This is a genomic window from Microbulbifer maximicatervae (SeqCode), from assembly GCF_056231245.1.
The window spans coordinates 1,661,606-1,687,391 of record NZ_CP174334.1; the positions used below are offsets into that span (position 1 = coordinate 1,661,606).

General features: G+C 45.6%; 17 protein-coding genes and 2 tRNA genes. 15 read left to right on the top strand and 4 right to left on the bottom strand.

Translation table 11 applies throughout. The features are described from left to right. The first annotated feature begins 2 nt into the window (after nucleotides 1-2). The 7 genes from ACJJIS_RS07245 (at nucleotide 3) to ACJJIS_RS07275 (ending at nucleotide 11,032) form a co-directional block, all read left to right on the top strand. Complete coding sequence (locus tag ACJJIS_RS07245) at nucleotides 3-5,318, top strand: hypothetical protein (protein WP_475709856.1); 5,316 nt, start codon at nucleotides 3-5, stop codon at nucleotides 5,316-5,318. An 8-nt stretch (nucleotides 5,319-5,326) separates the two neighbouring features. Further along, nucleotides 5,327-5,713 carry a hypothetical protein gene (locus ACJJIS_RS07250; protein WP_475709857.1) on the top strand — a complete coding sequence of 129 codons (387 nt, stop codon included), beginning with the start codon at nucleotides 5,327-5,329 and terminating at the stop codon, nucleotides 5,711-5,713. Nucleotides 5,714-6,104: 391 nt separating this feature from the next. After that, a complete protein-coding gene (locus ACJJIS_RS07255; protein ID WP_475709858.1) occupies nucleotides 6,105-6,980 on the top strand; it encodes an RbmA family biofilm matrix protein in 876 nt (291 codons plus the stop codon). A gap of 144 nt (nucleotides 6,981-7,124) precedes the next feature. Then, nucleotides 7,125-8,000, top strand: a complete 876-nt coding sequence (locus ACJJIS_RS07260) for an RbmA family biofilm matrix protein (RefSeq protein WP_475709859.1) — start codon at nucleotides 7,125-7,127, stop codon at nucleotides 7,998-8,000. A 142-nt stretch (nucleotides 8,001-8,142) separates the two neighbouring features. After that, entirely contained in the window at nucleotides 8,143-9,012 is an 870-nt protein-coding gene (locus tag ACJJIS_RS07265) for an RbmA family biofilm matrix protein (protein ID WP_475709860.1), read from the top strand. 144 nt (nucleotides 9,013-9,156) lie between these two features. Continuing rightward, a complete protein-coding gene (locus tag ACJJIS_RS07270) occupies nucleotides 9,157-10,026 on the top strand; it encodes an RbmA family biofilm matrix protein (RefSeq protein ID WP_475709861.1) in 870 nt (289 codons plus the stop codon). 151 nt (nucleotides 10,027-10,177) lie between these two features. Continuing rightward, on the top strand, nucleotides 10,178-11,032 hold the full coding sequence (locus ACJJIS_RS07275; protein ID WP_475710340.1) for an RbmA family biofilm matrix protein: 855 nt from the start codon (nucleotides 10,178-10,180) through the stop codon (nucleotides 11,030-11,032). 1,607 nt (nucleotides 11,033-12,639) lie between these two features. Here ACJJIS_RS07275 and ACJJIS_RS07280 read toward each other — a convergent pair. Further along, entirely contained in the window at nucleotides 12,640-12,918 is a 279-nt protein-coding gene (locus ACJJIS_RS07280; protein WP_475709862.1) for a hypothetical protein, read from the bottom strand. 829 nt (nucleotides 12,919-13,747) lie between these two features. Here ACJJIS_RS07280 and ACJJIS_RS07285 point away from each other — a divergent pair. Next, the gene (locus ACJJIS_RS07285) at nucleotides 13,748-14,578 is read left to right on the top strand and encodes a glycerophosphodiester phosphodiesterase family protein (protein WP_475709863.1); all 831 of its coding nucleotides are present in this window, start codon (nucleotides 13,748-13,750) and stop codon (nucleotides 14,576-14,578) included. A gap of 185 nt (nucleotides 14,579-14,763) precedes the next feature. On the opposite strand, the gene ACJJIS_RS07290 is transcribed toward ACJJIS_RS07285, so the two are convergent. Together ACJJIS_RS07290 and ACJJIS_RS07295 are read right to left on the bottom strand one after the other, a co-directional pair. After that, nucleotides 14,764-14,904, bottom strand: coding sequence for a DNA-processing protein DprA (locus tag ACJJIS_RS07290; RefSeq protein WP_475710341.1), 141 nt, complete (start codon nucleotides 14,902-14,904; stop codon nucleotides 14,764-14,766). A gap of 132 nt (nucleotides 14,905-15,036) precedes the next feature. Next, nucleotides 15,037-16,175, bottom strand: a protein-coding gene (locus tag ACJJIS_RS07295) for an IS3 family transposase (protein WP_475708187.1) whose coding sequence is annotated in 2 segments (ribosomal slippage) — nucleotides 15,037-15,926 and nucleotides 15,926-16,175 — 1,140 coding nt in all. Because the reading frame shifts where the segments join, the coding sequence is not laid out codon by codon here. An 864-nt stretch (nucleotides 16,176-17,039) separates the two neighbouring features. Here ACJJIS_RS07295 and ACJJIS_RS07300 point away from each other — a divergent pair. Next, nucleotides 17,040-17,435 (top strand): universal stress protein, encoded by a 396-nt coding sequence (locus ACJJIS_RS07300; protein ID WP_444933558.1) that lies wholly within the window; start codon nucleotides 17,040-17,042, stop codon nucleotides 17,433-17,435. Between the two features lie 114 nt (nucleotides 17,436-17,549). Here ACJJIS_RS07300 and nhaA read toward each other — a convergent pair whose 3' ends face one another. Continuing rightward, nucleotides 17,550-18,980 carry a Na+/H+ antiporter NhaA gene (nhaA, locus tag ACJJIS_RS07305; RefSeq protein WP_475709864.1) on the bottom strand — a complete coding sequence of 477 codons (1,431 nt, stop codon included), beginning with the start codon at nucleotides 18,978-18,980 and terminating at the stop codon, nucleotides 17,550-17,552. A 1,032-nt stretch (nucleotides 18,981-20,012) separates the two neighbouring features. Between nhaA and cysC the strand changes: the two genes are divergently transcribed. The 6 genes from cysC (at nucleotide 20,013) to ACJJIS_RS07335 (ending at nucleotide 25,764) form a co-directional block, all read left to right on the top strand. Further along, complete coding sequence (gene cysC, locus ACJJIS_RS07310; RefSeq protein ID WP_475709865.1) at nucleotides 20,013-20,642, top strand: adenylyl-sulfate kinase; 630 nt, start codon at nucleotides 20,013-20,015, stop codon at nucleotides 20,640-20,642. Between the two features lie 193 nt (nucleotides 20,643-20,835). Then, nucleotides 20,836-23,202, top strand: a complete 2,367-nt coding sequence (locus tag ACJJIS_RS07315; protein WP_475709866.1) for a DUF6351 family protein — start codon at nucleotides 20,836-20,838, stop codon at nucleotides 23,200-23,202. A 100-nt stretch (nucleotides 23,203-23,302) separates the two neighbouring features. Beyond that, a tRNA-Val gene (locus ACJJIS_RS07320) sits at nucleotides 23,303-23,378 on the top strand. A gap of 27 nt (nucleotides 23,379-23,405) precedes the next feature. Continuing rightward, nucleotides 23,406-23,482, top strand: a tRNA-Asp gene (locus tag ACJJIS_RS07325). Nucleotides 23,483-23,722: 240 nt separating this feature from the next. Then, nucleotides 23,723-24,709, top strand: a complete 987-nt coding sequence (locus ACJJIS_RS07330; RefSeq protein WP_475709867.1) for a 1-aminocyclopropane-1-carboxylate deaminase/D-cysteine desulfhydrase — start codon at nucleotides 23,723-23,725, stop codon at nucleotides 24,707-24,709. 185 nt (nucleotides 24,710-24,894) lie between these two features. Continuing rightward, nucleotides 24,895-25,764 (top strand): NAD(+) kinase, encoded by an 870-nt coding sequence (locus tag ACJJIS_RS07335; RefSeq protein WP_475709868.1) that lies wholly within the window; start codon nucleotides 24,895-24,897, stop codon nucleotides 25,762-25,764. Nucleotides 25,765-25,786: the final 22 nt, after the last annotated feature.

A 25,786-nucleotide genomic window follows, 5' to 3' on the forward strand; every position in this document is an offset into this window, starting at 1 on the left:
TTATGCGCAACAGCACTGAAATATTTGATTTGCATAACCAGGCTCCGCAGCGGCAATTGCGATTGGTGATTGAGATTGGCTATGACATGCCGCTCTATATCAGTAGTCATACGGATATTCCCGGGCTTCCTGCCAATGCGATTCTTGGGACCTTAAAGAAGTGCAGTTCCACCAGCCAAAAAATTATTCCTGAGCAGGGGTTGGCACAGATAGGAGCAATCTCCTTTGAAGTGGTCGATATCGCCGCTCAGTTATCCTATGTACTGCGTGATGAGCTGGAGCAGGGGCGCGGTATTAAGGGAAGTACAGTCCGCTTATATCAAAGTTTTGCTGGCCTTGCTTGGGAGAATTTTAGGCTTGAGCAGACTCAGATTGCTGAGGAGTCTATTTCTTACACGAACGGTATTTACCGTGTGCGTTGCCGGGATATTCAGCGGGAAATGCGCAGTGATATTTTTGTACTTAACAGTACGCGCTTATCTGCAGACTTCTCTAAATCTGACGTTATCCTACAAGTTTACGATGCAAGCAGCTTCGAACCAAGCCCGCACACCTCAGCCTATGGCGATGCCCCGAATCAATCAGTTTATTACCTGAAAATTAAATATCAGGATGGTTTCGAAATTGTTCGGGCTACCGGTAAAACCGATAGTAGCTTTACTGGCTGTACTCGAGGTCTGTTCGGTACCTATGCCCGTGACCATATACTCCCAGAAGACAGCGATGATGAAAGCGGGTTAGAAGTAGAAGAGTTTGTTTACCTGGAAGGTCCAGGCCCTCAGCTGGCGTATGCGCTCCTTACTGGCACTATCTTAGGTACCGATGATGCACTGCCCAGCAATTGGCATCTAGGGATAGATCCTAGCTATGTGGTCCGCGATCAGTTCGAAAATATAGGTTCAGACTGGTACAAGCCCAGCGACCACTCCAAAGGTAAGATTTTAAGATTCGACGGACTCGAAGAAACGGATGGCAAGAAGTTTATCGAGACTGAAATCAATCTGTTGCTCGGTGCATTTATGCCAGTTAATGCTGCTGGCCAGTTGGGGTTTCGTCGTATGGCTGGAGTACTCGCCGATTCTGGAAGTGTAGCGACAATTGGTCCTGATGATGTTACTAGCCTTGGTGAACTGAAATATAGCTTGGCGGGTGTGCGGAATGTATTTTCTGTTGAGTGGAGTTGGTTTGAGCAGCCTGGATTTGACGGCAAGTATCTGCGTACAAACCACGTACTTGATGCTGATTCAATCGCTGTACACGGTGAGGCAAAACAGCACACTTTGGCATTTAGAGGGCTCCATAATTCACGCCATACCTACACTACGATTAAAAACACTTTTGATGCGCTTAGGGATCGCTTTGCTGGTCCGCCGCTGAGTCTGCGCTTGGGTTTACTCCCAAGTAAGAATGACCTGGAAGTAGGGGATATAGTGCGGGTGAGCTTACCGCAGCTGCGCGATCACTCGATTCGAGGGGATCGCCCCTATGAATTTAACTTTACCAGTGATAACGAGGGTTGGACACCTCGCGATGGTATCACCTCATCCAGTGTGAAAGATGGAGTGCTGGCGGTTAATGTCGTTGGTGAGAATCCCTGGATTAGCCGCAGTTTCTCCCCCACTTTTCCTGGTGTGGATCTGCCCTATATAAAGTTGCGCATTCGTCGCACCAGTGATGAGCCGATCGCTGCAGGTACAGGCAGTAAACTGTTTTTCAAACACACCGGAAGTAGCAGTTATTTTTCAGCGGGCGCGGATGAAATGCTCGATCTTATCGAGCGGATGAACAGTGTTAAAGATGAGTGGCAAGAATTTGTATTGGATCTATCCCAGGAGGACGACTGGACCGGCGGTGATATCGAGCTAATCCGCATCGATATTGGCCATGACCACACTGCAGACTATAGCTATGAGCTGGATTACATCCGGCTACTTCCTGCTTTAGGGATGGATGAATACAGCTTAGATCGGGCTATGGAGGTTCAGAGAGTCAGTATTAACCAAGTGACGGGCGCGGTCAGTGTTGACCTGTTCGGAAGCTACCAACCTGCCGGCATGGTTGCCGATCAATCCAAAAGTACCAGCGCTGAATTGCCTGATAGCTGGTATGCGAGCGAAGGCACAGAAATGGCGGCCGCCGGCCTCAGCATCGATGCTGATGGTTTTCTTACGGCAGACGGCACACTGACCGGCAGCACCGATAGTCGTGCGATTTATTACCACCTGGGCGACCTCACTATACCGGCAGGTCTCACGCTTTCCGTGCCCAACAATGTGGAGCTGCGGGTGCGCGGTGTCTTGCAGATCGAGGGTTCACTGGCCGGTGTTCCTGGAAATACCGGCGTTGGCTTTTTGGGTTCCTGCCGTGGTGGTGATGGCAGCTTGTCGGGCAGCTTCAATCAGTCCGGATATATTTACCGCTCAAGTCGTGGTGAGGTGGTCACCGGCCGAAATGAAGTCATGCCGCCGCTCAATCTCGAAAATTATGCCGGCGACCTTCAAGGGATTCCCGACGATATACGCGGTAGCGGCGGCGCAGATGGTGGAGACGGTTATTACTACAACCGAGTGGATAATATCCACGAGCGAGATGGAAGAGGGGGTGACGGCGGCGCAGGTGGCGCGGGGCTTGTTGTAGTAGCGAGGGGAATCGCTTTTGGGGTTTCCGGCAAAATTGATTCCTCCGGTGAGGATGCAAGTGCAGGCTTGGTAGGGATTCGGGGTGTGGCCGGCGGCAGCGGGGGCGGCGGTGCCCCAGGTGGGATTGTTCTTTTGGTGGACGGCACCGACAACCCTATGCCAGTGCTTACGAGTAGCAAAATTGTTGCCTGTTATGGGGAGAGCCCCAGCAGTCCCGGTAATGCTGGCCTGGGCAGCACCTGCCTGGGTGCAAATGCCGTACAGCTGCTGTTTGTACCCAAGTCAAGAGAGCCGTACCCAGATCAGGAAGATCCAGCACTCGACCCCGATTTACAGGTAGCTCTGGATGCTGCAGAGGAGGCCAAGGAAGATGCAGAGGCAGCGCTGGAAGACCTGGGCAATATTTCCGCTGATGGCGTATTGCACAAGAATGAAAAGCTGCAGGTGATTCGCGAATACAATCAGTTAATTAGCGATCAAACGGATCTGGATATCTTGGCCAGTAATGTGGGTACCGTGCTGGATGCTGAGCGAGCTGATTTTACGAATGCACTAACAGCACTCACCAGTTACTTGCAGGGGTTAACACCAGCCTGGGACGACCGCCAAGAAAATACCGCGATTAGCCGCACTATTTTCGACAGCAATTGGGAATACGCCTACGACAAAAAAACCGCATTGCTCAGTGCGACGATAGACGCTACGAGAGAAAAAGCGTTTGACTCCACCCGCAATATTATTGGCTATGACGAAACAACCGGTCAGTTTACTGATGACGGCATCCTCATTGGATCAATGCAGAGTGTGCGCCGGGCCCAGCTGCGCGCACAGCAGGCTTCTGCTTCCGTATTTATTGAAGCATTTGTTGATTCCACGGCAAAGGAAGACTGGCCGATTATTGGGGGCAATACTCAGGACAATATCTACTATGTGAAAACTGAAGATTCTGGGGCCCGCGCTGGTGGTAATGTTTTGCGCATTGGCGGTGATGGTACGGGAACTCTGGCATCCAATGGCGAGGCATTTATTGAGTATATCGAGCGCTTCCCCTTTGATCCGGTTAAGCTCTACCGCCTTCGGGCTCGCGCTACTGTTTTCAATGAAGGCGATACAGATAGAAGCCTATTTATAGGCGTTGCTGGTTTTCGTGCTGATGGCACTCGCTGTAATCGCAATGGGGATGATTCTGTCGGAACGCAGCACTATATCGCCTGCGCAGGCGTCGAGGCAGCAGGTGAGGCGTGGCAAGAGTACACGGGCTACTTTAAAGGAAATGCCAGTGATGCTGCCGAAGTGGAAACTTCTTTGGGCTACAACTCAATTGCCCAGCCCGTTCAACTGCACGCGGACGTGCGCTACTTTTCTCCCACTGCAATTGTCAATTACAACGATAAAATCGGGCGCACTCAGTTTGACTATATCCGCATTGATGAGGTTGAGCCGACCGGCAATGGTCTTTACCTGAAAATCAATAGCGGGACAAACTTGGGGGATAATGAAACCCCTGGTGAAGCCATGCTTTGCGGGTTTGATGCGACTGGAAATCCCAATGCAAACTTGCCCGGTTGGTTTCAGTGGAATGGGCAGATGCTGGTGGTTCCCAGTATTCACCTAAATCCTGGGTATGCTGGGCTGCTTTACATTGTTGTGCGTGCGAGCACTGGCTATTGGGACAGTAGCTATAGCGCTATGTGTGTCAGCATCGAGCGCGGCGAATTTCGAGCGCATTATTATGATGGCAGTTCCAAGCACGTCAGCTTTAATCCCACTGATGATCATATTGTTATAGGAGAATTACACCTCACTGATTCAGAGAGTGTTGAGAGCGGTGGGATCTATCAGAACCCGCGTCCACTGATTGGGTTTGCCCAATACATGAGTGGACTGAATGAATATGGCCAAATTGCGGACCAGCGCAGTCTTCCACAAAATGTTGGATCGATACCCGCTTTACCAACTAGCAGCAATATCATTTCCGCATCAGATGACGGCTCGTCCGCAAAAATCACAATTGCGAGCCATACGGTTCAGTATGGTGGTTATACCGTTACCTACAATAGCGGCTCCATAACCGGTCTGAGTTTTTCTACCAAGTATTACATCTATGTTGATGACCCGCACTATACAGGTGGTGGTGTTACCTATTACACAACGACACAGATTTGGAAGCTCTCTGCTGGGATTGGTAGAAGGACTGTAGGTACTATCACAACCCCTTCAGATGGTGGTGGCACTACCACCCCGGTTGATCCCTGGTGCGTTGCAGCCGGTACCTGGTTGCGCGATGGATTGTTAGCAGATAACTGCCACCCTGGAGATTTAATCGAATGCTGGGATGTGGGTGACTCCAATACTCACTTTGCACCGATCCAAGCCGTTAAACCCCAGGACAATGTGCTCTGCGTAGTGTTGACGATGGAGACTGGTGCGCAAGTTATTTGCAGTCGAGAAACCCCAGTTACGGATAGAGAAGGGCGCGTCTACTTGGCTCAGGATTGTGTGGGCGTTGCGCTTGGGACCCTGCATAACTGTGATCCGCTGACCTGGGAAAAAGTCGTTAACGTCGAGTGCGCAGGCTTGCGCACCGTCTACAAAATCTCTGTCGGTGGAATCTCATTTGCCGCCGGTGTGAACCCCGAGCACCGAGTAATCACTCACAATATCGATATAAAACCTTAGGAGGCGACATGCCCAGTTTTTCCGTTTTAGATGGAGTGCCAGGCCTGGCTGATTGGCAGTTTGCTTACACTATCGATGATGGCCATAGCGCCGGCACCATTGTGCGAGCAACCATTACTCAAAAAACAGAGTCTGCGAACGCTGAAGCCCAGGCGGTGGCCGTGCTCAAATGCGTTATTGCCGTAATTGATAGCCAGAATAATGTGAAGATTGATGCGGCCGGCGATTCTATGGATACGGTTTATGTCACTACTAAGACGTTAACCACGAATTCTGGTCAGACCGTGAGCGTCGTTGATGAGGCCGCAGGTTTAGTGTCTGACTGTATTGTTGAAGTGGCCAATCGGCTTGCCGTGCATAGTTCTATTGCGGCTATGGCGATCCCTAGCGGGTGACTAAAACAGTTAGGGGCTAATCGCCAAGAATTATTACTGATGGTTGTTGGGGATATAGGCATAAACTTGGCTGAGGTGTTTACGCAATTTTTTTCGCGTAAAGATATTTATTGGGATAACCAGATTAATTAGTAGTGCCGCCTTCAGTTTTTATTGTATCTGGTACGGTTAGGTAGGAAAAAATTTTGTAGGGATGGGGAAGGGTAAAATACAATGCTTCGGACAGTTATAGCCTAGCAAACCGATAAAGTTATTTTTCTTAGATTGAAACTACCAAGACATTTGATAAATGTTTGATTGTCAAGGAACTGGGTTTGCTTTATCGGGATTCGGCTCTAAAAAACTGTCCGAAGTAAGTTGTATTTCATAATGTATGTAATGGATTTTAATTTTGAAAAAACTGACTATAAACTCCCCTCTGCACAGGGCTGTGTTGAAAAATTCTATCGCTGGTATGACTTTAATCTGCGCATCGGCATTGGTCCAAGCAGATACAATTAGTACAAAAATAGACTTAGGTGAGCCGTTCCCCTTCAGGATGGAAGATGGAGTTAAGCATGAGATAAATTTAGATATTGGCTATCAATTCGATACCATTGAAGAAATTTGTATTAACGCTGAAGTTAAAAATGGAAATGCTGGCTCAGCATTTTATTCAGCAGAAAGTGAACCTGCAGGGCCTTTCACTTTCCCACGTTTTGAGTCTGTTGCGCAAACGCTCGCAATTAGCATGCCTAGCCCAACGCCGGAAAATCCAAACCCCGAACCACAGCTACAAAAAAGCATAAATTTCTGTGGGAATGGAAATGGTGTCTTGGCACAGAATTTTCTCGATGGAGAAGGTAAATTTACATTCAATGTGTCCGGTGGCTATGTAGATTTCTGGGACTTTGAACTGGTTGTAGAGGGTGATGTCTCTGATACTCAGTTGGCGATTGTACTTGACGAACCTGCTGAGTTTTTAGTTCCTTCCTACGGGGGAAGAGTCAATTATGATGCAAGTATTCGTAATTTAGATTCTACACAATCTTTGGTGACACTCGAACAGTGGAGTGTACTTAAATTTCCCAATGGAGATAACTATCCCATCCATAAGTCACGGGATGTGATATTAAATTATTCTGAATCGAAGGATTACACTCGAAATTATCTAAATATACCTGCTTGGTTTGAGGCCGGAGATTACGAGCTGACTTGGTATGTGACTGACCCAAATACCGGGGTTCGGGTGAAAGATAGCCTGTATTTCACTAAAAGTGCCGACTAAGTTTTAATCTCTCGGCAGGCTGGGATGCTTATGTGTCCCAGTTTTCCCTTTCTCAAGCCAGGGGCTTTGCATTATTAGGACTGAATTTTAAAAAACTGTCCGAAGTAGTGTTGTTCCTCATAGTGTATCTAATGGAGTGTGATTTTGAAGAAGTTAACTAATAAATACTCCCATTGCGGGGCTGTATTGAAAAATTCTATCGGTGGTATCACTTTAATCTGCGCATCGGCACTGGCTCAGGCAGATACAATCAGCACAAAAATAGATCTAGGTGAGCCGTTCCCTTTCAGGATGGAAGATGGAATTGAGTACGAGATAGATTTAGATGTTGGCTATCAATTCGATACCATTAATGAAGTTTGTATTAGTGCTCAAATTGATGATGGAACTGGTAACAGAATATCTTATTCAGTGCAAAGTGAACCTGCAGGGCCTTTCACTATCCCTGCTACTATTTCGCGATCGGTGTGGTTGATGAGGAGCATAGAGTTTCCAACACCAGAAAACCCAAACCCTGTTTCACAGTTGCAAAAAAGCATCTATGTTTGTGAGAAAGAAAATAGTATCTTAGCAAGAAACTTTCTTGATGGGGAAGGTGAATTTACACTCAATGTGTCTAATGGTTATATAGATTTCTGGGACCTTGAGCTAGTTGTAGATGGTGATATTTCGGACGTTCAGTTGGCGATTGAGCTTGATGAGTCTGCTGAGTTTTCTCTTCCTTCCTACGGGGGAAGAGTCAATTATGATGCAAGTATTCGTAATTTAGATTCTACACAATCTTTGGTGACACTCGAACAGTGGAGTGTACTTAAGTTTCCCAATGGAGATAACTATCCCATCCATAAGTCACGGGATGTGATATTAAATTATTCTGAATCGAAGGATTACACTCGAAATTATCTAAATATACCTGCTTGGTTTGAAGCTGGAGATTATGAGCTAATTTGGTATGTCACTGATCCAAGCACCGGCAGTCGGGTGAAAGATAGCCTGTATTTCACTAAAAGTGCCGACTAAGTTTTAAACTCTCGGCAGGCTGGGGCGCTTATGTGTCCCAGTTTTCCCTGTATCAAGCCACGGGCTTTGCATTAATAGGACTGAATTTAAAAGCTGTTCAAAGTATTGTTGTGCCTCATAATGTATCTAATGGAATATGATTTTGAAGAAGTTAACTAATAAATACCCTCATTGCCGGACTGTATTCAAAAACTCTATCGGTGGTATCACTTTAATCTGCGCATCGGTATCTGTACAGGCAGATATGATCAGTACCGAAGTAGATCTGGGTGAACCGTATCCTTTTATGATGGAGGATGGAATTACTCATGAGGTGAAGTTAGATGTTGGCTTTCAATTCAATAGTATTGAAAGGCTTTGTATCAATGCTGAAGTTAAAGGTGGGGATGCGGACTATGCAGTTTTTAAAGTGGAAAATGAAAACCCAGGTTACCCGCCTTTAGTTGGACAATGGATTTCGGTACCTTTATACCCTTCCATTGTTCTCCCAACTCCAGAAAATCCCAACCCTAGTAAACAGGTGCAAAACTTCAATCATTGTATGGAGGGAAGTAATGTATTGCCAAAGAATCTTCTTGACGGAAAAGGTGAGATTAATTTCAGCGTATCTGGTGGCTATGTAGAGTTATGGAGCCTTAAATTACTTGTTGAAGGTGATGTCTCTGATACTCAGTTAAGAGTTGCAATTGATGAGTCTGCCGAGTTTTCAGTTCCTTCTTACGGAGGGAGAGTCAATTATGACGCAAGTATTCGTAATTTAGATTCTGCACAATCTTTGGTGACACTCGAACAGTGGAGTGTACTTAAATTTCCCAATGGGGATAACTATCCCATCCATAAGTCACGGGATGTGATATTAAATTATTCTGAATCGAAGGATTACACTCGAAATTATCTAAATATACCTGCTTGGTTTGAGGCCGGAGATTACGAGCTGACTTGGTATGTGACTGACCCAAATACCGGGGTTCGGGTGAAAGATAGCCTGTATTTCACTAAAAGTGCCGACTAAGTTTTAATCTCTCGGCAGGCTGGGATGCTTATGTGTCCCAGTTTTCCCTTTCTCAAGCCAGGGGCTTTGCATTATTAGGACTGAATTTTAAAAAACTGTCCGAAGTAGTGTTGTTCCTCATAATGTATCTAATGGAATGTGATTTTGAAGAAGTTAACTAATAAATACTCCCATTGCGGGGCTGTATTGAAAAATTCTATCGGTGGTATCACTTTAATCTGCGCATCGGCACTGGCTCAGGCAGATACAATCAGCACAAAAATAGATCTAGGTGAGCCGTTCCCTTTCAGGATGGAAGATGGAATTGAGTACGAGGTAGATTTAGATGTTGGCTATCGATTCGATAGCATTGAAGAAGTTTGTATTAAAACTGAAGTTAAAGAAGGCTTTGCCTCTGCGGCATTCTATCGTGTGGCAAGTGAACCTGTTCCTGGCTCTGAAAGTGTACAGTTATCGTTTGGAACGCGCATGGTTTATTTTGTCGATGCTCCAACTCCAGAAAATCCCGATCCGCTTCCACGGATGAAAAATATCAGCTTCTGTGCAGGTGAAAACAGTATCTTGGCGAGTAACTTTCTTGATGGAGAAGGTAAATTTACGTTCTTTGTGTCCGGTGGTTATGTAGATTTTTGGGACTTTGAGCTGGTTATTGAAGGTGATCCTTCTGATACTCAGCTGGCGATCGTGCTTGATGAATCTGCCGATTTTTCAGTTCCTTCCTACGGAGGAAGAGTCAATTATGATGCGAGTATTCGTAATTTAGACTCTTCGAAATCATTGGTTACATTTGAGCAATGGAGCGTACTCACTCTTCCCAACGGGGATAAGTATCCCATCCATAAGTCACGGGATGTGGTATTAAATTATTCTGAGGCGAAAGATTACACTCGAAATTATCTAAACATACCTGCTTGGTTCGAAGCTGGAGATTATGAGCTAATTTGGTATGTCACCGATCCAAGCACTGGGGTTCGGGTGAAAGATAGCCTGTATTTCACTAAAAGTGCCGATTAAGCCTTAAGCTCCCGGCAGGCTGGGGTGCTTATGTGTCCCAGTTGTCCCTATATAGCTACGGGCTTTGCACTATTAGGGCTGAATTTAAAAAAACTGTCTGAAGTATTGTTGTGCCTCACAATGTATCTAATGGAATGTGATTTTGAAAAAAATGAATGCAAGCTGCACTCTGCACAAGGCTGTGTTGAAAAAATCTATCGCTGGTGTCACCTTAGTATGTGCATCGGCATTGGTTCAAGCAGACACGATAAGTACTAAAATAGATCTAGGTGAACCATACCCCTTTAAGATGGAGAGTGGATTTGATTACGAGGTGGAGTTAGATATCGGCTATAAGTTCGATTCTATCGAGAAAATTTGTATCAACACTGAGCCTAAAGATGGTGATGCCTCATTTGCAGGCTATGGGTTTAGAAGTGAAACAGTCGGGCCTGATGGTTTCTTTAACGAATTTATGAAAATGTCGATGCTAACCGACCTTCCAACACCAGAAAACCCTGATCCAGTACCCCAAATTGGAGATATCGATTTTTGTGAAAATGGGGATAGTTTTTTTGCAAATAACTTCCTTGATGGGGAGGGTCAGTTTAGACTCTTTGTATCTGGTGGTTTTGTAGAGTTCTGGGATATTGAACTGGTTGTTGAGGGTGATGTCTCCGACATTCAGTTGGCGATTGATATTGACGAACCTACTGAGTTCACAGTTCCTTCCTATGGTGGGAGAGTCAATTATGATGCAAGTATTCGTAATTTAGACTCTACGCAGTCATTGGTTATGTTCGAGCAGTGGAGTGTACTCAAGTTTCCCAACGGAGATAGTTACCCCATTCATAATTCAAGGGAGGTGGTGTTAAATTATTCTGAGGCGAAAGATTACACTAGAAATTATCTAAACATACCTGCTTGGTTCGAAGCTGGAGATTATGAGCTAATTTGGTATGTCACTGATCCAGGCACCGGTAGTCGAGTAAAAGATAGCCTGTATTTCACTAAAAGTGCAGACTAAGTTTTAAGCTGCCGGTAAGTTGGGATGCTTTCGTGTCCCAGCTATCCCTTTCGGATACCACAAGTTCGATCAGGGGCTCTATTCTTGGTGCCGAAGATACTCATGTGAAATGGAAGATGCGGCAGGAACTTTGTTCTGTAGCCTGTACCTTTTAGTGGGGTCAACTGCTGGAGATTGGAATATGAACTCTGTGAAAATATACAGTCTTTGTGTGTGCCAAAACTTGTGGAGCTGAGTAACCATGGGGCTTAGAGCGAAGGTAAACTATCTTGCCTTTTGCACACGATAGGCGGTAACTATATGATAGTTAAATGGATTTAGGTTTGATTGTGGCTCCTGAGGTCGCGGGTTCGATCCCCGTCGGCCATCCCAGATTCGTCCTTGTTTATTAAGGACTTACAAACTCACTTATACGAATTTTTTCTTTTCTGTTTCGGTGTGGCAATTTGGGCCTTAATCTATATTAAAGCTTTGTTTCTCGGTATCCCGTTAAAAAGATTCAAATATTAGTTAGGTGGGTATACTGGAGCCGATCATAGAGCTTTTGAGTATGATGGTAGGCAGTGAAGAGTAGCAGATAGAATTTGTTGTCAAGAGAGAGACTGGGAAGAAGTTCAACTGATCCTACTCCCTTTTGTCATACGATATGAAGATTTTTTTATGAGTAGCTTGGAAGCAGCTGGTTATCCAACTTCAGATAGAAATTTCTAATCGCTGTTCCTTTGCTGCTTTCACTCCAAGGCCTGAACGTGTGGCTCGGTGAGGGTGAGTCCCTTCTCCATCTTAGCCCCAAGCTCTATTAATCTCAGTTTGAAATCTTTTAGTGTGATCTTAGCCAAATACTTCGAACGCCACGAGGACACACAAGTGAACCGCGTTTACGCAGTTCACTGATGACTCGAATCTGTCGATGGGTAGGCTCCTAGAGGAGGGCACAAGTCAAGGCTGTTTTTTTAATGGCTGTGTCAATATGGTTCTTACGGTTGGATACCCATCGATTATCCTCAAGATGGGCGTCTACGTCGCGAATTGAAACGGTTTCTAAGGTGTCTCTCGATACATTCTGAATCATATCAGCTTTGGATATATTGCCGAGTTCTTTTACTGGCTTGAGCTTCATATTTTTTGTTTGATAATGCGATTATTAGCATGGATCATCGGGCTTATCTTTGGTTTTAGGTCTAGGTTCCTGCAGCAAAACCGGTAAACACCTCCTTTTCATTGGGTATTTCAGATTAAGATTGAGCTAGTCCATGTAAGTGGTTTTTCATGAGGTTTCCGTTTCACCGAGATACACCTATGGACAGCACAGTTTTACTATTAGCGCTATAAATTTTTGTAGACTGGGATACGCCTGTGTCGAAGCTACCCTTCCGAATCATATGAGTAGCTTTAAGATCGGAGTAATTTCTTCTTTATACTTGCTGCTATTGGTGATTTGGGGTAGAGATACCCGCAGAATTGATAGCGCACAGGTATTGTTGGAAAGTAAGAACCTCCTTATTTACTGAATAGCCACATAGGTATCTGCTATTCGATACCGCTAATAAATATGCGAGGGTTTGCGAGCCTGCTTTACGCGGGCTCACAAGCTGGCTGAATACTATTTAGCAAAACTTAGTTACAGCCTTCGCCATTGATTTAGCAGATTGTTTCGGGCAGTCATTGATTTTGCTCTCAATCACATTTTCATCGACAATATTAAAAATTCTTGCCTTATCAGTTCTCTTGTCGAATATCTGTGCCCAGTGAGTAAATGGATCAGTTTTGGCAATCTGTTCTATTTCCTTATAGGCGTCCTCCTTATTGTGAAATGATCGCTTGAAGTCCTTTATTCCACCCATAAGTAGGTTATATGTACCGGTAAATAATGCGTATCTTTCCATGGGATTCTCCAAATTTATAAATCTGGGCTCCGAGTCGGTAGCCTTGGGTAGTTGCTGTCGGCTAAATACGCCGAAGCGCCGTTGGCTAATTGCCTGGCTAGAAGTATGTTTTATCTTTTAAAAACCTACATACTAACCATGCACTCTAATCTAACCCTTTTGTTTATGTATAGAAGCTTAACCAGTATATGCTTTTGCATTTTGAGGAGGGTTTTTGTCGTGATCTGCAACATGTTTGTGCAAGAATAATAGGTCTAAATAGGTCTAAATTGCTCTAGGCTTTATATTGTTCGATATATTTTTATTTTTGCTTGCCTGTATAGATGAAGGGGGAGGATTTTCAGGCCCTCTCGACCGCTCTTAACCTTCCTGGCTTGATCTAAATGTTTTGTTTTAGCTTAAAGGATGGAATTTCCAACCCAGAAGCTTGATCGATATTTCCATAATTGATAATGGAAGCTTTGTTTAGTTAATGAATTTGGTGGCGATATTTTCTAGATTTGTGCATTAGTGCTTAATATTTAAATGTATTATATTGCTTAAAACTGATGGGTGCATTTAGAGTGGGTTATCAATCAGATTTAAGTGCTTTAATGGTTGGTTCTTTGGTTGGGTATACGTGAACAAAAAGAGCCTTGAAGGCTGTAAGAGTTACTTTTGTATCTCTTATATGGTTTAAATAGTTTAAATAGGTTGAATGAGTCAATTCGTGCTTTATATGTGTGAGAAATAGTAGATCCAATACTATTTCTCTGTAGAATCTATTTTGGACTGGCTTTTGTTTGTGTCTGACTAATAGCTCTTCTCTTAAAATATAGGAAACTTCTAAATGAACAACGTGCTCAGGATCGTTACTTGTCTGGTTTTATCTATGATGGCTTACAATAAGGTTTTGGCTATTGATATCCTTGCTCACAGAGGAGCTTCTGGTGAGTACCCTCAAAGTACCACCCTGGCTTTTGATATGGCATTGGAGCAGGGGGCAGATATTCTAGAGCTGGATATACATTTGTCGAAAGATCAGTTCATTATTATCAATCACGATGCAGACCTTAAAAAAAATGCAGGTGTCTCGGATAAAATAGAAGATTTGACTTTGGGAGAAATAAAAGCATTGGATGCTGGATATGAGTTTACCCTAGATAATGGTGATAGTTACCCATTCCGAAACCAAGGGCTCGTCCTCTTAACATTAAATGAACTATTTGAGCGCTATCCTGATGCCATATTTAACATTGAAATTAAACCAAATGATAAGGTCTTATCAGAAATACTATGGCAAGTAATTGTTGACTACAGAATGGAACAGCAAGTTACTGTGGCTAGCCAGCACAATAGGGCTATGGGGCATTTTCGTGATATCAGCGGGGGAAAGATTAGAACGAGTGCAACAATCGGTGAACTTATAGAGGCCAGTCTAGCCTGGAGTTCAGGCTTTGGATGGGCTTTCAGGCCGGACTTTGAAGTTGCCCAACTGCCATACAGTATTACCACTAAGCCCTATGTTCGCTTTTTTCAGAGTAAAGGTGTAGCCGTCGATCTCTGGACAGTTAACGATACAGATGATATTGAGCGCAGTATATCCCTTGGTGTAGATGGGTTTATTGGCGATTTCCCTGGGCGAGTTTATCAACTACTTGAGAGTGCTGGAGAACGGTAATTTTTCTAGATTGGGGTCAGAATTGCCGAGTACAAAAATTTTCATGTAAAAGAATAATGAGGTTAGTGATAACTTGATAATTTCAACCTTAAAAAGTCAGTGTTTTATTGGCTTTTTAAGGTTCTAGGAAAAGGTAATATTGATCTTTATGGGCAAAAGCAGGATGCAAAGAGTTTGTGTTTAGCCTAGAGGCAGAAATCTACATACTTCATTGAGCCTCCCGAAGCTTCAGATTCAACAACTAGAGAGGGTTGGGAAAGGCCTAGCTGCAATCTATTCCGGCATACAAAAAGTGCTGTTGGGGAGGTGTGCTCTGATACCCACAGGCCTCCACCTTTTAATACTTACATTGCTAGTTGATAATTTGATCTTGGGTTTTCTGTATGCAATCCGTAGGTGAGGTTGCAATTGTTCCACCTTTAGAAGCTTGTTGTGGTCAACTCCAACCGGACACTTCTTTAAGCACATTTCTCAAATTCGATAGGGGCTAGGTCTCCCAGTGTTGTATGTATTCTTCGTGAGTTGTAATAAGCAATATAGGCTCTTACATCTGCTACCGCATCCTCCCTTGTCGGATATAGGTTTCCCGTTACCCACTCCCGCTTCAGGCTGCTGAAGAAACGTTCAGTCGGTGCGTTGTCCCAACAATTTCCCTTACGGCTCATTGAACACACCATCCCATGCTGACTCAATAACGTTTGGTAGGTATGGCTGGCATACTGACTGCCACGATCAGAGTGATGCAGGAGACCTTTTGGGGGCGAACGCAAATTGACAGCCATCATCAACGCACGAGTTACCAGGGCCGTTTCCATCTTCCGATCTAGATGCCAACCAATAATCCGGCGCGAATAGAGATCAATCACTACCGCCAAGTACAACCAGCCCTGCGAAGTCCAAATATATGTAATATCAGTCGTCCAAACTTGATTTTTAGCACTCGGTGAGAACTCCCTATTCAGAAGGTTCTCTGCGACCGGCAGGTGATGTTTACTGTCTGTCGTCAGTGTAAATCGCTTCTTACGCTTTACTGCCAAGCCTAGCTTTTTCATGAGCTTGCGGACTCGATAGCGCCCGACTTCAAAGCCTTCTTTACGTAACAGCTTCATTAACCGACGACTTCCCAGGCTCTGTCTAGATTCTGCAAATAGGGCCTTCAAACGATGGCATAGTTGCCATGTTTGAGCATCTATTGAGCTATTACCACGGCAACACCAATCGTAATAACCAGTTTTACTTACTTGCATTACCCGGCAGAGCACCCTAACAGGAAAGCTGCCTTGCTGTTTTTCAATAAAGCTGTACTTTATTTCATTTCTTTCGCAAAGAAGGCGCTGGCCTTTTTTAGGATTTCTTTCTCCATCCGCAACTGCTTATTTTCACGTCGTAATCGCTCTAATTCTGCGCGCTCACCTACATCCAACCTCACACCGTCTTCTTCCTGCTTCAGTTCCTTTATCCAGCGTCGCAGGTTATTGGCTGTTGTTCCTACAACCTCTGCTGCTTTAGAAATTGAATACCCTTGCTCAGAGACTAGCGCTACGGCGTCTTTCTTAAATTCCGGCTTGAAATGCCGACGTGTACCTTTTGTTGTCATACTTCACCTCGCTTGGTAGTTTTACCATCTTAGCGAAGTGTCCGGAAGGATTAGACCACTACAGCTAGCGTTTCCTGCAGGCTGCTGTGTCAACTCCTAGAATTATCCCACTGACGATGACATTGTTTCTAGAAGAAATATGGCTGACCATTTTTTTGAACTATTTTCATTCCGTTTTTGTCGTATCTCTGGATCTAATTATTGCAATGCTAGGCTACTTAAGTAAGCTAATATTACCGCGTGCATATACAGTCGAGAGGGAATTGGGAGTGTCTTCTAGTCCATAGGGATATTTGTAACTACCACGTTGAATCTTTACTGCTACCATTGTGCAAGCCAAAAGAGCCCCCTTACTTTCCAGTAAATCTCATTAACGCGTAGACAGCTAACAAAAAGTCATAGCCGCCACACATGAGGCTTTCATGTCAGATTTCTTTCGGCCTTTGAGTGACACCGTGCTTTGTAATGCAAATCCTGTTGGAGAAACAATTGGCTTCTGAAATGAAGCTTTGTTTCGAGTGCAGGGCTGTAAATGAGATGTTAATAGGTATACATTTTTCTGAAGTTGATAGTTCTTCTATTAATATCATCTGCGCGGATAAAGATGTTCATCGTTTAATATTAATTATTTAGAGTTCGCAGGAGGTTTAGTCAAGAAAATGATAACTTTTGACCTCCTATGGTGTTTGAGAATTGTGCCATAATCGAGGCTTTAGTCCGTTCGGGTTGAATAGATAATAGGTGGTATTAGGTTGATTTTTTAATTTTCCCTCTTTGTGCTTCGAACTCTTTTCATTTAAGCTGTGGTGGAATTGGTGCTCGATAAGTTCAGTTGTTATTAGTCAAATATACTGGAGGGGGAATATGTACAATACTATCCTTTGCGCTATAGAAGCGTCTCAAGAAGGGAGGCATGTGTTGTCTAAAGCGGTAGAACTATCTAAGAAATTTGATAGCAAGCTAGTAGTTTTAAATGTACTGCCTTATAGCTTCCTGCCCAAGGATTATCAAAAAGAGTTGAAAGAGAGTGCAATTCCGAAGTTTGAGGAGATTACGGAAGACTTTGGGGTTAGCAAGAGAAATCGGGCCCTTAAAGTAGGAAAGCCTTATGAGGTTATCTGTAAGGAAGCTGAAAAAAGGAAGGTGGATCTGATAGTTCTGGGAACTCACTCCAAGAAAGGTTTGAGTTCCCTGATTGGTTCTACCGCTAATAGCATAGTGAACTATGCACATTGTGATGTAACTTTGGTTCGAATCTAAGTTATAGGGACATAGTTGACTTAAAGTTTGCCTTCTATTCGTTCCTAATTCGTGATGACGCTTTTTGTAGGCCGGGCAACCGGAGTTTGCCCGGCCTACTTTGAATGTTGCTGTTTAGTTGGACGTAGCTTGGGCCGGGTAATCTGACTCCTCGCTTTTGACTTCATTGCCTTCTGAGGCGGGAGCATTACGCAGCACCAAAAAGCCAGCTGTCCCAGCGATAACCGATGCAAGCAGAATGCCGGCTTTCGCCTGAATAAGCAGTTCATTTTGTGAGCTAAATGCTAGTTCTGCGATAAAAATGGACATGGTGAACCCAATACCTGCGAGCAATGCTACACCGACAATATGTTGGAAATTCGCCGCTTTGGGCAATTGGCCCCAGCCTAGCTTCCAACCTACCCAAGTGGCCCCTACAATCCCAAGTAACTTACCGACCACCAAGCCAAAGATAACCCCGAGAGTTACCGGGTTGAGTACTGCTTCGGAGCTGCTGAAGCTGTCGACCGGAATTCCCGCGTTAGCTAGTGCAAAGATAGGTATCACTACAAACCCGACCGGAATGTGCAGGCGAGTCTCCATGCGTTGTAGCGGAGATTGGGCTAAGTTGACGCCATTACCCAAGCCCATTACGCGAGCTCGTAAATCATCGTTAGCGATAATCTTGTCACCTGGGCGGAAGCAGCGGTCAAAGCTGCGAATGATATCTTTTACGAAGGTGCTAAATGCTACAGGATCGTATTTTGGCTTGGCAGGTAATGCCATAGCGGTAATGACACCAGCGAGAGTAGCGTGGACACCAGCTGAGTGAAGTCCGTACCACAATAGACCTCCAACAAAGACATAGGCTGCGGATCGGCGAATCCCCGCAGCATTGAGCAGCCCGAGCACTGCAACCAGGCCACCTGATACGATGAGTGCTGTCATGTTTACTTGTTCTGTGTACCAGATGGCAATAACGAGAATTGCCCCTAAGTCATCTACGATCGCCAGTGCGACCAAAAAGGTCACTACTGCTCGTGGTACACGGTTGCCTAGTAGTGCAATACAGCCTACTGCAAAGGCAATGTCTGTTGCCATCGGGATACCCCAGCCTGGACCGGCTTCGGTACCTAAATTAAGGGAGCTGTATAGTAGGGCGGGCACCACCATGCCGCCGATAGCGGCCATCACAGGTAGTACTGCCTGACGGAGATCTGAGAGTTCTCCCACAAGAAACTCTCGTTTTAATTCCAAGCCGACTAGAAAGAAAAAGATGGCCATTAGGCCGTCATTGATCCAGTGATGTAGGGAAAGGGAAAATGTCCAGTCTCCTGCACCTATCGCAATAGGCATATGAAGTAGGTGCTTGTAAGCCTCTTGTAGGGGAGAGTTAGCAACAATCAAAGCGATAAGCGCAGAGAGCATTAGTAATATACCACTGCTGCTTTGACGATGAATAAATTCCTCAAAAGGAGTAACCAGGCGACCAAATGCCTCTTCTAGCGGGGCTTCAAAAATTTTTCCTTTGCGAATTTTAAATCTATTTAAAACCCCTTTACTCATCGTTGAGCATCCTCCTTTACTGACTATAGACCCTAAGAAATATAGGGCTGTTTTTTCTCGATTCCGGCTCACAGATTACCATGGAACTTGTATTTTTAACTAGATTAAAGCGCGTCACTCGGTAGCCTTCCGCAAATATGATGAATGAGAAAACCTGCGCAGTTGTCGGGGGGTTATTCGCTTCGTGTGAAAAAGTTGAGGGTGTCGATGACTTGAAATTAAACGATGCTTTTTATCGGCAGGTGACAAGTTTAATTCTAATATCATATAATTTTATTGTATTCGGGTTGTAAGGAATAATAGTTTTTTGTGTTAACTGTAATAACCAATTGTCTATGGATTTGAATGGTCTACTTTAGTTTGCCTAGCTAGTCCAAAAGGGTAGCGGTGCTACTAAGTTTCTTTGCTTGAGGTTAAGGAGAGTAGCATTGCATAGGAGCCTCCTTGTCAAATTTTCCTACCTGTTTTTGGCTCCCCAGCTGATGATTATTCAACGGCATATTATTCATTGGAGCGAGTAAAAGGAGCTGACGGAAGGAGCTTACATCTCCGGTGAGAATTTATAGATTTACAAAATATGTAGGTGGGTATTGGTTGCGAGCGTTTGTGACTAGTGATACTTCTTGCTCCATTCTTTATTTCACTCAATAGCTAATAGAAGTACCTAGTTATAGATGGGTTAGTGTAACACTCTGATGTCTTGCTCGGCCTTCGCGTAACGAAGGGATGGTAGTGGTAGAATGGTTTAAATGATGCTGCCTGCAGTAGTACCACTGGAGCAGATTCCAAGCAAAAAAGTCCTGTCTATAGCGTTATTTTGCCCATTCGGTCCCACTATTAGAACAATGCCACTTTGTTGCTTATGCACTCAAGACTTTGAGTTGAATAGACACGTTATAACAGAGGGCTTTACGCTTACCGCCCAAATACTCGATAATTAGCGCCCATATCACAGGCAGGCATTGGCACAGAGTGCAATGAAATGCTTGATACCTGTGACACTAGGATTGTATTCAAGACTTGGAGTAATCAGTGACAGCTACAGTTGAGCAAAAAGCGACCAATGTCCATTGGCATAAGGGTGATGTGACCCGCGAAAACCGGGCAAGTATCCTCGGCCACAAAGGCGTGACTCTCTGGTTCACCGGCCTTTCGGGCTCTGGTAAGAGCACTGTGGCTGTTGCCGTAGAGAAGGCTCTGGCTGCTCGTGGCGTGCTCAGTTACCGTCTGGATGGCGATAACATCCGCTTGGGCATCAATTCTAACCTTGGCTTCTCAGCTGAGGACCGCCAGGAAAATATCCGACGTGTAGGCGAAATTTCTAAGTTGTTTGCGGATACTGGCGTGGTTGTTTTATCCAGTTTTATCAGTCCGTACCGTGAAGATCGTGATTTAGTAAGAAAGATGCATGAAGCAGGTGATCTTCCGTATATGGAAGTGTTCGTAGACTGCCCACTGAAAGAGGCTGAGGCACGCGACCCCAAAGGCTTGTATAAGAAAGCTCGCGCAGGTGAGATCAAAGGTTTTACTGGTATTGATGACCCCTATGAGGCACCTGTTTCACCAGAATTGCACCTGAATACTGCTGAAATGACTCTTGAAGAGGAAGTGGAAGTGATTCTCTCCACTCTCCAGGAGAAAGGCATTATCGCTAAAGACTAGGCGGCACTGCTTTCGAAAAGGGGATCACTAGATCCCCTTTTTTGTTTTTGTCCTAAAGATATTTGCGCTTCTGCGCACCGCTCTACAAGTCCTGCCCTCTTTAAGTCTTCCTCGGCGCCAACTGCCAGTAGCCTGGGACATCCGTTCATATACTCAAGCTGTACAGAAAGTGATGTTTCCTGTGGAGGCGCTTATGTCCGTTAGGAGAGGCTGGATACTCTCTATTTTGCTCTTGGTGCTAGTGGGCCTGGGGGCAGCAGCTTGGTATGGGTATAACCAGCTGCCAAAAGTCCACGGGAGCGTAGATGCTCCGGTGTTGAAGGTTCCTGAAGGGGTGTTGGACTATCAACCTGCGCCAGCTTATTCCGGCCCTCACCCCCGAATGATGTCCCGCCCGCCTGAATATTTCCCATTTCCTATTGGCTTGGGAGAAGTCGGGCCTGTAGAGACTCTATTCAGTGGCCCAGCCAGGTACCCTCTTTATTGCGGGAAAAACAATATTACAAATAAGCAGCCCCTGGTAGACAACCAGGATGGTGAAGGGGTGCCTATCTTTGCTCTAAATGATAAGGGCAGGAAGACAAAAGAGGTTATTGGGTATAGCCGGGATTGCAGTCATGCTACAGAGGTTACCTATTTTTACCGTAGTACCACTGATGGCCAGTTTCACTATCTGCATGAGGCCAGAAATGATATCGATAAGGTGACGGTAAACGGGAAGCAGGTAGATTTTATTGTTCGTGTAGAGACAGGCACGATCAACCGTCACTTTTATGCAATAGCAGTATTAAGGGGAGAGGGTGAGTCTGCAGGTAGGCCAAGTGGTAGTAACTGGAATAAGCGGCTGATCTATCAGTTTCGTGGTGGCGTAGGCATTGGAGGGCGCCAGGGAAAAATCAACAAAGGAGATATCACCACGCGGCGAATGGATGAGCTTGCGCGCGGTTATGCGATTGTCTATTCGACCGCCAATCAGACTAGAAACCACTACAACATGTGGCTGGCAGAAGACACTGCTCGTAGAGTGAAAAAGCAATTTGTATCGTTATACGGGGATCCAATGTACACCGTTGGCATTGGGGGGTCAGGTGGAGCGATCCAGCAGTATCTATTTGCGCAGAATGCTCCGGGCCTCTTAGATGCCGCTATCCCCTTGTATTCCTACCCAGATATGGTGTCCCAAACAATCTATGCCTTCGACTGTGAGCCACTGGAGTACTTCTTTGACATTGTGGATAGGCAGAATCAACGCTGGAAAAAAGCAGAGGAGCGCACGGTTATCCAGGGGTTAGCTGCCAGTGAGAATGGTTCAAGTAAATTTGGAGTGTTGAGCTTTTTTGCTGGGATTTTTGATAGTCGCTACCGAGATAGGATGCAGGGAACCACTGAATGCGTCGAAGGGTGGCGAGGCTTAGTACCGTTGGTTAATAACCCTAACTTTGTTCACTTTGCTAAGAGTTTCGCTGCTGAGGTTGTCCCAAAAGTGCATTGGACGCACTGGGAGGACCTTCGCCAGTTTTATGGTGCAAACGCATCAGGGTACGCAAATAGTTCTTGGGACAATGAGGGGGTGCAGTACGGCCTGAAAGCCCTGGTGAACGGCGAAATCAATATAGATACATTTTTACGTGTCAATGCTGCTGTAGGTGGCTGGAAAGCACCAGAAGACCAGAGCCAAGAGCAGTTGTGGTTTATGAATGGGAATATGTTTCCGGTTCGCTTGTCCCTTTGGAGCGAGCAAAACCTCAATATGGGAACACTCCAAAAGCCGGCGAAGCGCAGCCGCGCAAGTCTGGAGGCTATTAATGGAATATATCGTTCCGGGCACGTATTCCTGGGGGATGTAGAGATCCCCATTATTGATTTGCGGCACTACCTCGATAAAGAGCCTGATATGCACCACAGCTCTGCCTCTTTTTCTGCACGCGAGCGTATTCGGCGTGCCCGTGGACATGCGGAGAATCAACTGATTTGGATGAGTGACAAAGGCTACAACCCGCTGCATGAGGCGCTGGATTTAGTTGACCGTTGGATGCAGAGCATCATAGAAAACCCAGGTAAAGGTGTAGTGGAGAACCGCCCGGATGACGCCAATGACCGATGCTTTGACAAGGAAGGAAATTTGCTGGCGTCTGGAGACAAGGTCTGGAATGGGCCTTGGAATAGCCAGGCTCCCGGGAAGTGTATGAGGGTATACCCGATCCATAGTACATCAAGGCAAGTGGCGGGGGCACCGGTGACCGATGATGTCTTTAAATGCGCTTTACAGCCGGTTGAGCGGGCGTTGGCGAAGGGGGTCTACGGTCCATTCACTGAAGAAATTTCCAGTCGTGTGGCAGATCTAAAGAGAATATTTCCTACCGGTGTGTGTAATTACAACGAGCAAGACTTGGCCCGCCCAAAAGAGCAGCTGATACCGAGGGGGATCCCAGTGAAGATAGCTGGGCATCTGTTAGACCCAGACTACCGGCAGGGTAAGGTCTTGCAGGGGGCAAGTACTGAAGAAGCGGAAATGAGGGGGGTTCCTGTCTCTTTACCAGACGAATCGGATGGAAATTAATCGGACGTGATTATTTGGCGTGAAAATTGTTGACAGGAATCTACAGTCGGGTAATATGCGCCTCGCTCAAGGGGGCACGGCCCCTGAAACAAAGAGCACAGGGTGGTTAGCTCAGTTGGGAGAGCGACGGCCTTACAAGCCGTAGGTCACAGGTTCGACCCCTGTACCACCCACCAACTTCCTTAGAGGAAGTTTACTACCGAGGACCGGTAGTTCAGTTGGTTAGAATGCCGGCCTGTCACGCCGGAGGTCGCGGGTTCGAGTCCCGTCCGGTCCGCCAGACACAAAAAAAGCCCTCACATGTGAGGGCTTTTTTTGTGTCTGGCTGTAGCTGCTGTTCCCTCTCAATATTTCCGGCTCTTTATCGAGCCCCTTCTTCTCTTGTTGCCTCGTTCTTCAAATATGAGCTGGCTTCATAAGTTGTTGTCCGTGAGTGCTCTTGTGACTATTGCATACCTGGAGATGTGCGATCTGGTAAATTGGCGGGAAAAATAGTTTAACTGGTTTTCTGGTGGGTTTTATGGGGTTTCTTGAGCACTTGGACTTGGAAGTTTTTACTAAGGCAGCTGTGAAGGTTCGTTATGATCGTGTCGGTAGTCATTTATTTCCAGGAGTCGAGTTATGGGTCCGTAGAGATGACCAGCTTGACCCTTTGCTTTCCGGAAACAAGGCGTACAAGCTGATTTTTAGTTTACTTGACGCTAGGGAGGGGGGGGTGAAGACAATAGCGACTTGCGGTGGGGCTTGGTCTAATCATATCCACGCAACGGCCGCAGCAGGGGCTCGCTTTGGTTTCTCTACATTGGGGATTATCAGGGGGGAAAGACCGCCCAGTCTCAGTGCGACTCTGCAGGATGCTGAGCGATTGGGAATGCGTTTAGTTTTTGTGACAAGAGCCCAATATCGCCGCAGGCAAGAGGTTGAATTTCTTCGTGAAATTGGAATAGACGCGGAATCTTTGTCGTTTGTCCCGGAGGGGGGAGCAGGGCTGCTTGGAGTGAAAGGGGCAAAACTATTGGGTCAGGTGATAAAGGAGACTTCACCGGTAAAGTTTGATCAAGCTTGGGTTGCCTGCGGAACTGGAGCCACCTTTGCCGGATTGATTGCTGGCCTGGAGCGGATTCCAGTTGTTGGTGTTGAGGTACTTAAGGCTGGTGGCAGCATACAGTCTAGTGCTTCTCTGTGGTTGGATCAGCTTGGGGGAACATCGACAAGTTTGCTCGACCGTGAAATTGCCCATGATGTAAGTCGGCAGAACTTAGCGATCGGGAGTGGTTTTACATTATTAGGGGGGCTTCACTGTGGGGGATACGGGAAGTTCCCAATAAGCTTAAGGGGATTTATTGATAAGTTTGAGAGGGGGACTGGAATCCCTCTAGACCCCGTGTATACAGGTAAGTTATTTCTGGCGCTGTCTATTTGTTCAAAGGCAGGTAAGCTTGGCAGGGGCAGCAGGGTGCTTTTGATTCACTCTGGCGGCTTACAGGGTTGCCGTGGATATCAGTGAAAATACAGTAACCTAGTCATCATTGACCTTTCAATCACATAAGAACTGCTGGTCGGTTCGACTCATTTGCACGTCTACGGCATAATAGGGAGTTGAGCGCCAGTTGCTTTTAGCTAAGCGGCTGGCAGCTAGAGATAGTTGTTGTATTTGCAAAGATACGGCGACCAAAGCGCCACGGGGGAGATGTGTCGGAATTTCAGAATGTCGGGTTAATTGGGAGAGCGGAAAGTGAAAGTACTGTTATCTCTTTAAGACGCTTAATTGCTTATCTCGAGGGAGCTGGTTATACCGTTATTTTGGAGGAAGGCACAGCTGTATTTGTTTCTGGTTATAGTGCGCTTGTTTCATCAAGAGAGCGGTTAGGAGAGCAGTGTGATCTTGTAATTGTAGTTGGAGGGGATGGGAGTCTTCTCGGGGCAGCAAGGGCCTTAGCGCGATATAGTGTTCCTCTTTTAGGTATAAATCGTGGTCGTTTAGGTTTTCTAACAGATATTACACCTGATCAGGTTGAACAGAAAGTTGGGGAGGTTTTGTCAGGTAAATACATGGCCGAGAGCCGTTTTTTATTAGATATGTCTGTTACTCGTGATGGCAAGCCTATCGGTAAAGGTTCTGCACTAAATGATGTGGTGTTGCACCCCGGCGAATTTATTCGAATGATAGAGTTTGATTTATATATAGACTCGCAGTTTGTTTATACGCAACGGTCTGATGGGTTAATCATCTCCACACCTACGGGCTCTACAGCATATGCTTTGTCCGGGGGGGGGCCAATAATGCATCCTAAGCTAGATGCGATTGTCCTGGTTCCACTTAACCCGCATACGCTTAGCAGTCGCCCTATTGTCGTGGAAGGAAGTAGCGAATTTAAATTGATTGTCGGCGGGCAGAGTATAGCTAGGCCTTACGTCACGTGTGATGGTCATGATCAAGTGGTTACTGAGCCTGGTGATATTATTCGAATACATAAAAAGCCCCATAGGCTTACCTTGATACATCCTATAGATCATAACTTCTATGAAACATGCAGATCCAAGCTTGGTTGGGCTGAATGAAATTGATTTATGATGTGCACGT